Here is an 11,564-nt window from a genome sequence, read left to right on the forward strand (position 1 = left end):
CTCTAAAGCTCTGCTTCTTTAACATTTATGCTTCTTCTTCATAGCATTTTCTATGAATAGTTTTCGTGATTTAACTAATAATTTCATAAAGCACTTAACATTTACATACTTTCAATTTATCATTATACAAGAAAAACTTGATCTCGCTTTATATCATTTTCGATATATAACTTTTATATGTTTTCACCTTGTGCAAATGCCTTTTTTTCAAACAAAACACAAGATTATAGCAAGATTTTTTCATTTTATTATTTCAATTAATAGAGAACTGTACTTAAATACAGTAAAATAATAGATAGGATTGAATACGCTCAGTATAGTTATGCCATAACTATACATTAATCATACAATGTAAAAATTTATGTTAAAGGATAAATGTTATGAAAAAGAAAATTGCTTGGATAACTGACAGTACCGCTTATATTCCAGAAGACTTACAAAATCATCCTGACGTTTATGTAGTGCCATTAAGTGTCACATTTAGCCATGGAACGTATGAAGATGGAGTAAACCTAACAACTGAACAACTTTATACTAGCCTCAAAAGTGAAAAAGAAATTCCAAAAACATCACAACCGCCCGTTGGAAAATTCGCTGAACTATTTGAGAAGCTGAAAGAAAACTACGATGCAGCAATCGGAATTCATATTTCTGCTGATTTAAGCGGAACTTTGGCAAGCTGCAAAGCTGGTGGAGAGCTAGCAAATTTTCCAGTTGAAGTAGTAGACTCTAAAGCTATGGCAATCGCAATTACTCGATTGATTTGGCTTGGAATGGAGTTGCAAGAAAAAGGCATAGACTACAAAGAAATCAGTCAACAGCTTCAGAAAGATGCCTATAGAGTCGAGAATTACATGGTTCTTGGAAATCTCGATCAATTTTACAAAGGTGGACGTATGTCCGGTACACAATACTTGTTAGGAAATATCCTGCAAATCAAACCCATTATTCGTATTTTCGATGGAAAGTTTGAATTGTTTGAGAAGGTTCGATCAGAGAAAAAAGCCGTGAAAAAAATGCTCGAGCTTTTTGAAACAGCCTACCATACAAGTGATATTTCTCAAATCTTTGTCATGCACGGAAATGTAATGGAAAAAGCCTTGCAATACAAAGAGCAATTGCTAAGTAAGTACCCTAATCTTGAAGTAGTAATTTCTGAACTGAGCTCGACCGTATCCGTTCATTCAGGTGAAGGCACAATTGCACTAGCTTGGGCAAATGATCCTGTCAATTAATGCCTAATAGAGCTTATGTAAGAGAACCTTTCCAGCTAACACTTGTTGCCTGTGAAAGGTTTTCTTTATGTTGATTAGAAATGCATTTCCAAATATGCTATATTTACACATAAAGTTGACAGTTCTTGTTTTGTAATGAAATTACTTTTTATATATAATTCAATTAAATGATGAAGAAACGAAAGAGGTTGAATAAAGTGAGTGATAATACACCAAACGCTTCCAATTTTATCAAAACAATCGTTATGGATGACTTAAAAAGTGGCAAACACGATAGTATCGTAACGCGCTTTCCACCAGAACCAAATGGTTATTTACATATCGGTCATGCGAAAAGTATCATTTTAAACTTTGGGCTAGCAGATGAATTCAATGGTAAAACGAATTTACGTTTTGATGATACAAACCCTTTAAAAGAAGATCAAGAATACGTCGATGCTATTAAAGAAGATGTTACATGGTTAGGCTATGACTGGGACAACTTATTTTTCGCATCTGACTATTTCGATACTATGTATGAAAAAGCAATCCTTCTTATTAAGAAAGGTTTAGCTTATGTCGACGATTTAACGGCTGATGAAATCCGCGAATATCGTGGAACATTAACAGAGCCAGGTAAAGAAAGTCCTTTCCGCGATCGTACTGTGGAAGAAAACCTTGAACTATTCGAACAAATGAAAGACGGTAATTTCGGTAACGGAGAAAAAGTATTACGTGCCAAAATTGATATGAGCTCACCTAATATTAACTTACGTGACCCTGTTATTTATCGTATTGCACATGCAACTCACCATAATACAGGCGACAAATGGTGCATCTATCCTATGTACGCATTCGCTCACCCATTAGAAGATGCGATTGAAGGTATTACACACTCGATCTGTACATTAGAGTTTGAAGATCAAAGACCATTATATGACTGGGTAATTGCAAACTGCGAAACAGAAGCTACTCCACATCAATATGAATTCGGTCGTTTAAACTTAACAGATACAGTTATGAGTAAGCGTAAACTAAAAATGCTTGTTGATGAAGGTGTTGTAGATGGTTGGGACGATCCTCGTATGCCAACGATTTCTGGACTACGTCGCAGAGGCTACACTCCAGAAAGTATCCGTAATTTCTGCCGTGAAATTGGGGTTGCTAAAACATCTGGTATCGTAGATGTTCAAATGCTCGAACACTTCGTACGTGAAGATCTAAAATTAAAAGCGCCTCGTACAATGGGTATTGTAAAACCACTTAAAGTCGTTATTACAAACTACCCTGAAGGGCAAGTTGAAATGCTAGATGCAGAAATCAATCCAGAGAATCCAGAAATGGGTATGCGTCAAATTCCATTTTCTCGTGAAATTTATATTGAGCAAGAAGATTTTATGGAAAACCCACCGAAGAAATATTTCCGTCTATTCCCTGGTAACGAAGTTCGCTTAAAGCATGCATATTTCATCAAATGTGAAGAAGTAATTAAAGATGAAAATGGCAATGTAGTAGAACTTCATTGCACATATGATCAAGAAACAAAGAGCGGATCAGGCTTCACAGGACGCAAAGTAAAAGGAACGCTTCACTGGGTAGAAGCAACACAGGCAGTTCCAGCGGAATTCCGTCTCTTCAACCCTCTTCTATCGGAAGAAAACGAAGAATCATCTGAAGAAAAAACATTCATGGATCAAGTGAATCCAAATTCTTTAGAAGTGCATGACGGTTTCGTTGAAGCAAACATGAAAGATGTAACAGGTGGAGACAAATTCCAATTCTTCCGCCACGGCTACTTTAATGTTGATCCTAAACTGACTACAGATGAAAAGACTGTATTTAACTTAATTGTTTCATTAAAAAGCTCGTTTAAAATATAATGTAAGCAAAGCAAGTGAATGGTAAAAACTTCAATCTGACCAGATTATCATATCTGGTCTCTTTATATTTATTTTATTGACAATATTTTTTTCAACTAGTGTGGATGAAAATTCACCACCTTGTTCATTCTTTAATATATAATAATTATTTGTGATATATTGAACTTGTTACTATGTTTCAATAATAGTTATGAAAGGTCGGAATTATATGAGGAACTTCTTCAATAATTATAAAATGACACTGCTACTACTAATCGGAATCATTATTGGTGGTATTGCAGGTGTCATATTTGGTGAAAAAGCTTCAGTTGTGAAGCCATTCGGGGACTTGTTCCTAAACTTAATGTTTATGATCATTGTTCCATTAGTATTTTTTAGCATTGCATCAGCTATTGCTAATATGACAGAAATGAAGCGTTTGGGGAAGATCATGGGAAGTATTCTAATTGTCTTCTTCATAACAGCAACTATTGCAGGTGTCATTGGAATCATTGGTGTTTCCATCGTAAATCCTCTTGAAGGTACAGATACAACAGCTATTAAAGAATTGATGACAACTAGTGATGTTGATACTGCCACTGAAGAAGTAACATTTCTAGACAAAATTGTTCAAACAATAACTGTTTCAGACTTCTCAGACTTACTTTCAAAAAACAACATGCTTCAACTCATTATATTCTCTATTCTATTTGGGCTAGCAACGGCATTTGCTAAAGAAAAAGGCACGCCAATTGCTAACTTCCTATCCTCTGGTACTGAAGTAATGATGAAGATGGTATCTTTCATCATGTACTACGCGCCAATTGGACTTGGGTGTTATTTCGCCTCTGTAGTCGGTGATTTAGGTACATCTATCTTAGAAGGATATGCACGTGTGTTCATTCTATATCTTGTACTTACAGTCATTTACTTTGTTGGCTTCTTTTCATTATATGCGTACTATGCTGGTGGAAAGCTTGGTGTTAAAGTATTTTGGAAAAATGCTTTGCCGCCATCTGTTACTTCAATTGCAACATGCTCAAGTGCAGCATCCATTCCAGTAAACCTAGATTCTACAAAGAAAATGGGAGTGCCTACAGACATAGCTGAAACAGTTATTCCACTTGGAGCAAACACACATAAGGATGGCTCTGTTTTAGGCGGCGTCATGAAAATTGTCTTCTTATTTGCTTTATTCGGTAAAGATATGACTAGTTTTTCGAGCATCTTAACCATTTTAGTTGTTTCATTCCTTGTCGGTGCCGTAATGGGTGCTATTCCTGGCGGAGGTATGATTGGTGAAATGCTAATACTAAGTATCTTTGGATTCCCAGTAGAATCCCTACCGATTATCGCTGTTATTAGTACAATTATTGACGCTCCTGCTACCTTGCTTAATAGTACAGGTAACACTGTTTGTGCCATGATGGTAACGCGCCTTGTTGAAGGAAAAGACTGGCTTAAGAAAAATCTAGCATCCGCTTAACATAGATAAAAGGTCGAGAGTATGTATCTCTCGACCTTTTTTTCTTCTAATCACCGACCACAACATATTGATTGATTGGGCGACCAACACCACCGTATTGTATAACGATTTCTACTTTGTTTTGCTTCTCTAAGTAATCAAGATATCTTCTCGCCGTAACACGAGCTAGACCCACACCTTTGGATACTTGTTCAGCGGAAATAGGGTCGGTTTGCGAACTAATATAATCTACAATTTTGTCTAATGTAGTTGGATTAAGACCTTTTGGTAAATATTCAGTCTCATTTACCTTCGAATCAACCTTCTTAAAGTGTAAGATCTGATCCAACTCATTTTGTGTAATTTCCACTTTATTTCTCATTTGTTGTCTATAGGATACATAGCTGTCTAATGATTGCTTAATTCTTTCAAATGAAAAAGGCTTCATAATATAATCAAAGACGCCAAATTGCAATATATGTTGAACTGTTTTCATATCATTAGCAGCTGTTACTGTAATGACATCCACTTGTAGTTTCTTCTCGCGAATCTTTTGAATGGTCAATAGTCCATCTTGTTCCGGCATAAAAATGTCCATAAAAACAAGGTCTGGTTTTAACGCTTCAATCTGTGCGATGCCTTCAACACCATTACTAGCAAATCCTATTACCGTATACCCCTTCACTTTTTCTATAAATTGACGATTTACCTCTCGCACCATGGGATCATCTTCAATCAATAGAACTGTAATATTCTCCATACAAACCACCTTCTACATATCAAATGTAATAATAAAGCTCGTACCTTCGTTTGGAGCACTTTCTACTTGAATTGTTCCTTTTCCCTTTTTAACAATTTCGCTTATTAAATATAAGCCGATTCCTCTACCCATACCTTGCTTAGTTGAATACCCTTGCGAGAAAATCTCATCCAGTATCTCTGTATTTATACCCATTCCGTTATCTTCTACTAATATCGAAAACGTTTCATCATCTTGATCTAAACTAATAAACACGTACTTCTCTTCATTCTCATCCATCTGAACTGCTTCAAATGCATTATTGATTAAATTTCCAAGGATGATAACAAAATCATGGTGATCAAGTCCCTTCGGAAAACGGGTCAGTTTACTATTGCGATCTATTTCAACAGTAATTCCTAATTCTTTGCCATGACCGATTTTACTAAGCAATAACCCTGATAGATTATCATCTTTTATTTTTTCATCTAGGAATTTTGTTAACTCTTCCTGTTCTTCTTTCACTTGAAAGATATATTCTAATGCACGATTATAATGCCTTAACTGCAAAAGACCTGCAATTGTATGGAGCTTGTTCTTATGCTCATGATTTTGGATTCGTAAAGCTTGAACGAATGCTTTTACTCCCGTTAATTCTTCAGCTAGTTTCTTCACTTCCGTTTGATCTTGGAAAACGGCTACAGCTCCAACAGTCATTTTGTTTACTTCTATTGGAATACGATTGCTTAATATATTATGATTATTAATTTGCAGCTCTTTATTGTAAATTGGATAATTAAAATCTAGTATTTCCGGGAGACGAGTATCCGGTAGAATGTCATAGATTGACTTTCCCACTAAATCTCCCTCTACCCCTAGTATCCTTCGTGCCTTATTATTAAAAATAGTAACGACCAAATTATTGTCTATGGCGATAATTCCTTCATGCATGGCGTTAAAAGTTTCATTTCTTTCTACATAAAGTTTAGCAATTTCATGTGGCTCTAATCCAAACATTTGCTTCTTCATATGTCGAGCAAGAGTCCAAGCTCCCCACCCTCCAAAGAAAAGCGAAAACAAAGTTGTAAAAAGAATTTCTTTCTTGATGCTCAACATGATTTCCCACATTGTTGGGAGCACATAACCAGAGATAACAACACCTATTTGTTTGTGCTGTTTATCCATAATCGGGACGAATGCTCGCACCACTGTTCCTACTTCACCTTTAGCTTTTGATAGATACGTATGTTCCACAAAAGCAGCATTTTCATCCGCTGTTTTTGATTTAGTTCCAATCATTCCCGAAATAGGATGTGAAAGACGAACTCGATCCATATTGAGTACAACAATATAATCAGCCTTATTAATAACACGAATTCTTTCAACTATTGGATTAATCTGCTTCGAAGCGGCTTCTCCCTCTTTTAAATATTGCTGCACTTCTGGTAATTCAGCTACCGTTCGTGCCATTAACATAGAACGATTACTTAATTCTTCTTCTTTCGTCTGCATAATATTATTTAATACAAAAATACCTGCTATTAGAAACGAGAAAGCCATAATGAAGAATGTAAAACTCATAATCTTCCAATGTATTGAAATACGATTCATGCTCATAAATCCTTTCTTAATCTATGAATGAACTTCCACAATCATTGTAACACTTCCAAATATGTTACAATATTAAGAAGATTCGAAACGAAAAGGTGAGATGATCAGTTGAAATTTTTTATGAGCACCTCTATGGTAGTAATTATTTTAGTATTAACGTTCTTAGGATATCAACATTATTTTGGGAAAGATTCTGTCTTACCCGTTGATCATGAACAAACAGGACTCAACGATCAGATTGTTATTAACTTCAGCCATGTAGTGGCCGAAAATACCCCAAAAGGATTGACAGCAAATAAGTTTGCAAAACTTGTGGAACAGAAAACGAACGGTAAAGTTAAAGTTGAAGTATATCCAAATAGCATGCTTTATTCAGACGATGAGGAAGTTCCCGCTTTACAAAATGGTGATATCCAAATGATTGCTCCCTCTTACTCAAAAATCACAAAAATGATTCCAGAGTGGCAAGTTCTTGATTTACCATACCTCTTAAATGATTATGATGCTATTCAAAAGGTTTTTACCGGTGAAACAAGTGAAAAATTACTTGATATGCTCACCCAATTAGATAGTAAAGGACTGGCATTTTGGATTAATGGTTTTAAGCAAATGACTTCCAACAAAACACCGTTAATAGATGCACAAGATTTTAGAGGATTAAAGGTTAGAACCATGCCTAGCGACATGCTTCAACAACAATTTCGTTTATTAGATGCTAGGCCTAAGGAAATCGGTTTTGATCAAGTATTCTCCACACTAGAACAAAATGATATTGATATGCAAGAAAATACCGCATCTAACATATATTCAAAAGGCTTTTATAAAGTGCAAAAATATATGACTATAAGCAATCACGGTGTTTTAGGTTATGCCGTCATGATGAACGAAGAATTTTGGAACAGCCTCCCTAAAGATATTCAAGGGAAAATTCAAGAGGCTTTGAATGAGGCTACATTGTGGAATATGAAGCAATCTGAACAAATGAATAAAAATGATTTAGTAAAGATTAAAAAGAACTCTTCAATGACTATTTTTACACTTACTCAAGCACAACAGAAGGCCTGGAGAAATAAGTGGGAGCCACTATACCAGCAATATGAAGCAACGATCAACCCAGAACTCATTAAGCAAATTCAAGATGAATTAAAGCCATAATTATAAAAACGTACAATAAAGGACTTTACTCTTTTACGGGGTAGAGTCCTTATTTTATTTGAGACCAAAAAGAACAAAAAGACCTTTATAACCATAAAACCAATTGATTGTCATTATCCGTTATTATGAAAACACATATGAAAGCGGTAACAACAATTATACGAAAGAAGGGTTAGCTATGAAGATAAATTTTAAGAATCTAACGGTTCAAGTTATAACTGGTATTATCCTCGGGATTCTATTGGGAGCTATATTCCCTGAATTTGGTGCACAGCTTAAAGTGCTAGCTGATATCTTTATTAAATTAATCAAAATGCTGATTGCACCAATTATCTTCCTAACTGTTGTCATCGGTATCGGCAGTATGGGAAATCTCAAAAAGGTCGGAAAAATTGGCGGAAAAGCGCTACTATATTTTGAAATCGTTTCAACTCTAGCGTTAGCAATCGGTATTATCGTTGTTAATTTAGTACAGCCAGGTAAAGGGCTAAACACAGAAGGAATTGAAGCGGGAGATGTTTCACAATATACACAACAAGCTTCTGAAAGTGAACATGGATTCGTTAACTTTGTTTTAAGCATTATTCCTGAGAACGTAGTCGGTGCGTTAGCTAGTGGTCAACTTCTCCCTGTATTATTCTCGGCGGTATTATTCGGATTAGCGGCTGCCTCTCTTGGAGATAAGTCAAAACCCGTTATTACTTTCTTTGAAAATATAGCAGAAATATTCTTCAAAATCGTAAACATGGTTATGAAACTATCACCTATCGCTGCATTCGGAGCAATGGCTTATACAATTGGAAACTTCGGACTTGGTTCACTTATTTCATTAGGTAAGTTAATGGGATCTGTTTACATCACAATGTTCCTATTTATCGTTTTCATTTTAGGTGGCATTGCGAAATTCTACGGCTTTAGTATCTTCAAATTCATGGCTTATATTAAAGAAGAAATCATGCTTGTTCTTGGAACATCTTCTTCAGAATCCGCTCTACCTGGTATGATGAGACGTTTAGAGGATTATGGATGTTCAAAACAAGTAGTTGGCCTTGTTATACCTACTGGCTACTCTTTCAACCTGGATGGAACTTCAATCTATTTGTCAATGGCAGCTATTTTCATCGCACAAGCATACGGCATTGACTTAACAATTTGGCAAGAGCTTACTCTATTAGGAGTTTTAATGCTAACATCAAAAGGAGCTGCTGGTGTTACTGGCTCTGGTTTTATCACATTAGCTGCTACACTTGCAGCATTCCCAATGATTCCAGTAGAAGGAATTGCCTTATTACTAGGTGTCGACCGATTTATGTCTGAAGCACGTGCGATTACTAACTTAATCGGAAATGGTGTAGCAACTGTAGTTGTTTCCAAAATGGAAAATGAATTCACTCCTCCATTAGAAGTCGCTACCAATAATAAAGAAGCGGTATAAAGCTATACCCCTCTCACACAAAAAGCATGGCTTGAATGAAAAAGCCATGCTTTTGTATTTGCGGTTAATCAACGGATCTGTACATGATAATTCGGATTATTCTCGTGTTGCTTATAATATTGAACCATAACCTTTACACCTGCTTTGAAATCAGGGCAGACAATGTTAGCTTTTAATAAATCTTCCTGTGCTATACGGGAATCAAAATGACCCTTCCACGTAAAATAATCAATCGTTTCTTGCTCTGTATAAAGAAACTTTCGAATTGGCGCTAGGGAAAGAAAAGCTTTGCACCAAGAAATAGGAATGACTCCCTTTGGCTTCACTTTATACATTTCTTGAACTAGCATTTCATATATTTCCGTTGCGCTATAAGGGTTAGGATCTGTTAAATGATAGGTTTTCCCCGCGCCTTGTTCATATAGAGCTAAGTAAGAAGTAGCTTCAATAACAAAATCTACTGGTACTAAATTAATTTTCGACGTTGATTTTCCTATATATGGTTTAAACGGAAGAGATCCGATTGCACGTAATGTATTAAGAATAAAGTACGGGCCATCAAACTTAACAGTTTCACCTGTTAAAGAATGACCTTTCACAATTCCCGGTCGAATAATGGTGGTTGGTACTTGCTGCTTCAAGGCTTCTACTAACACTTCAGCTTCATACTTCGTTTCTTCATAGTAATTCTTAAAAGATGGCGGCTTAACTAATTCCGTTTCTAATAAAACGCCTTCTCTCGTTCCTGCTACGTATGCTGTGCTAAAATAAATATATCTTTGTATATTCGATAATGTTAATACCCAATCATTTACTAGCTTCGTTCCGGTAACATTAATGGTATAAGCAATATCTTTCGGAACTGCTAAGTCATAGATGGCTGCCAAATGAAATACATGCGTTACTTTTTCACGATCAAAAGACGTCTCTAAATCTAAATTAGGCTTCGTAATATCACCAACTACAACATGTAAAGTACCTGAAGATAGATTGAGTTCTTGCTCTATTTGATGAGCATTCTTCTTTGCCTGATCTTGAAGTGCTGGCAAGACTAATAAATATGCTCTCTCAAAACATTCGTCTCTTTTTAACATTCCTTTTATAAGCCTAGTAGCTAAAAACCCCGGAAATCCGGTGAAGAAGTACACATGCTTTAGATTCATTGGTATCCTCCTAGAAAAACAATGATATTCTTCATTACATAATTCTAGGTATAAGGAAAAAAACCTTTTAACATAGAAGGATTTACCTTCTATAAAAAACTAGACAAACATTCAAACAATCGATAATGTCAAAGATATAAAAAAGCGGTTATACTTGCTTATTTATGGTAATAAGGTTAAATATAAGTAATATTTGGACAAACTTTAATGCGGATTTCTTAAAGTGATCCAAATGTAGAATTGAAAATAAGCCTCTTACTTATCAGAGGTGTAGAGAATAAAAAGGAGTACAACAATGGAAGCTTGGATTATGGATGTAATGGATCAGTTTGGATATTGGGGAGTGTTTCTATTAATTGCATTAGAGAATATATTCCCCCCTATTCCATCTGAAGTTATTCTAACCTTTGGTGGATTTATGACCGAAAAAACAAACCTTACTGTAACAGGAGTTATCATGGTTTCCACGGCCGGTTCTGTTATAGGAGCCATTCTTCTTTACGGTATCGGTCGACTGTTAGATGTCGAACGCTTAGAAAAAATTATTGATCGATATGGTCGTATATTACGTCTAACAAAAGATGATTTATATCGTGCCGACGCATGGTTTGATAAGTATGGCATATGGACGGTTCTATTTTGCCGTTTGATTCCTTTAATTAGAAGTTTAATTTCTATTCCTGCTGGGATGTCCAATATGAACTTTGGTTTATTCCTCTTACTCACAACAATCGGAACCCTTGTCTGGAATACGATCTTGGTAAATGTGGGAGCTGCCGTAGGTTCAAACTGGCATGAAATTGTTGGCTACATGGACATTTTCTCAAATGTTGTCTATGCTATACTTGCCATCTTAGGAATTCTTGTCATCGTTTGGTACATGAAAAAACGTAAAGAGCGTAAGGATATGTAACAAGAAGAGC

The 11,564-nt window shown here is 35.7% G+C and carries 9 protein-coding genes; 6 read left to right on the forward strand and 3 right to left on the reverse strand.

The features are described from left to right. Nucleotides 1-380 precede the first annotated feature (380 nt). From V7014_RS05530 to V7014_RS05540, 3 genes are all read left to right on the forward strand, one after another. On the forward strand, nt 381-1,235 hold the full coding sequence (locus tag V7014_RS05530; RefSeq protein ID WP_335504995.1) for a DegV family protein: 855 nt from the start codon (nt 381-383) through the stop codon (nt 1,233-1,235). A gap of 170 nt (nt 1,236-1,405) precedes the next feature. Beyond that, the gene (locus V7014_RS05535; RefSeq protein WP_335504997.1) at nt 1,406-3,094 is read left to right on the forward strand and encodes a glutamine--tRNA ligase/YqeY domain fusion protein; all 1,689 of its coding nucleotides are present in this window, start codon (nt 1,406-1,408) and stop codon (nt 3,092-3,094) included. Nucleotides 3,095-3,302: 208 nt separating this feature from the next. After that, a complete protein-coding gene (locus V7014_RS05540) occupies nt 3,303-4,559 on the forward strand; it encodes a dicarboxylate/amino acid:cation symporter (protein WP_335504999.1) in 1,257 nt (418 codons plus the stop codon). A gap of 46 nt (nt 4,560-4,605) precedes the next feature. On the opposite strand, the gene V7014_RS05545 is transcribed toward V7014_RS05540, so the two are convergent. After that, nucleotides 4,606-5,298 carry a response regulator gene (locus V7014_RS05545; RefSeq protein ID WP_335505001.1) on the reverse strand — a complete coding sequence of 231 codons (693 nt, stop codon included), beginning with the start codon at nt 5,296-5,298 and terminating at the stop codon, nt 4,606-4,608. A gap of 12 nt (nt 5,299-5,310) precedes the next feature. Beyond that, nucleotides 5,311-6,888: a sensor histidine kinase gene (locus V7014_RS05550; protein WP_335505003.1), complete on the reverse strand. Its 1,578-nt coding sequence runs from the start codon at nt 6,886-6,888 to the stop codon at nt 5,311-5,313. Nucleotides 6,889-7,020: 132 nt separating this feature from the next. Here V7014_RS05550 and V7014_RS05555 point away from each other — a divergent pair, with 132 nt between their 5' ends. Next, nucleotides 7,021-8,043: a DctP family TRAP transporter solute-binding subunit gene (locus tag V7014_RS05555; RefSeq protein WP_335505005.1), complete on the forward strand. Its 1,023-nt coding sequence runs from the start codon at nt 7,021-7,023 to the stop codon at nt 8,041-8,043. A 178-nt stretch (nt 8,044-8,221) separates the two neighbouring features. Beyond that, on the forward strand, nt 8,222-9,478 hold the full coding sequence (locus V7014_RS05560) for a dicarboxylate/amino acid:cation symporter (RefSeq protein WP_335505051.1): 1,257 nt from the start codon (nt 8,222-8,224) through the stop codon (nt 9,476-9,478). Between the two features lie 68 nt (nt 9,479-9,546). On the opposite strand, the gene V7014_RS05565 is transcribed toward V7014_RS05560, so the two are convergent. Continuing rightward, nucleotides 9,547-10,641, reverse strand: coding sequence for an SDR family oxidoreductase (locus V7014_RS05565; protein WP_335505007.1), 1,095 nt, complete (start codon nt 10,639-10,641; stop codon nt 9,547-9,549). A 295-nt stretch (nt 10,642-10,936) separates the two neighbouring features. Here V7014_RS05565 and V7014_RS05570 point away from each other — a divergent pair, with 295 nt between their 5' ends. After that, nucleotides 10,937-11,554, forward strand: coding sequence for a DedA family protein (locus V7014_RS05570; RefSeq protein ID WP_335505009.1), 618 nt, complete (start codon nt 10,937-10,939; stop codon nt 11,552-11,554). Nucleotides 11,555-11,564: the final 10 nt, after the last annotated feature.

Origin of the sequence: Bacillus sp. JJ722 (assembly GCF_036963345.1) — a bacterium.
GTDB lineage: Bacteria > Bacillota > Bacilli > Bacillales > DSM-1321 > Bacillus_AD.